Source organism: Oleiphilus sp. HI0086, from assembly GCF_001635225.1.
Map to the genome: position 1 here is coordinate 1 of NZ_LWFZ01000223.1, position 675 is coordinate 675.

Consider the following 675-nt stretch of genomic DNA (forward strand, 5'->3'; position numbering starts at 1 on the left):
GGGAATGATCGAACTTGATTACCTAGCGACCCAAAAACTTGAGCTTAAGGGGCTAGCTCAAACGCTTGACCAGGCCCACCTTCAGGAGCATAGCCTCGAAGTTCAATTACCTTTTCTACAAGCGCTATTAGGCGACTTCAGTTTGCTTCCCTTAGTTGTTGGAGATGCGGATAAGCATCAGGTTGCCAAGGTGATTGATTCCTTATGGGGTGGCGAAGATACCTTGTTTGTCATCAGTTCTGACCTGAGTCATTTTCTGAGCTACGAAGTCGCTAGTAAAAAGGATAGCAAGACTGCCGAAGCTATCGACACGCTTCAGGCAGACTTGATTGAATATGACGATGCCTGTGGCCGAAACCCGGTGAATGGATTACTTCAAATCGCACTAAAACGTGATCTGACGCCGCATCGCTTGGCACTGTGTAATTCAGGTGATACTGCTGGAGATAAAGATAGAGTGGTTGGCTACGGTGCTTGGAGTTTTACCTAAGCTAGCGTATTTATAAAAGGAGAAATGCCTTGAATGAACAGCATCAGCAGCAACTGATCGCTATAGCACAAGCATCTATCAGGCATGGCTTAGATCACGGTAGGCCTTTGTCCGTTCAAATCGGTGACTATGATGCTGAGCTAGAAAAAGAGTTTGCCAGCTTTGTTACATTGAAAATTAGCGGA

At 45.8% G+C, this 675-nt stretch carries 1 protein-coding gene; it reads left to right on the top strand.

Going from position 1 to position 675, the window contains the following annotated elements:
• On the top strand, positions 1–490 hold a 490-nt coding region (gene amrB, locus A3756_RS02940; protein ID WP_068552912.1), incomplete at its 5' end, for an AmmeMemoRadiSam system protein B.
• Positions 491–675 lie beyond the last annotated feature (185 nt).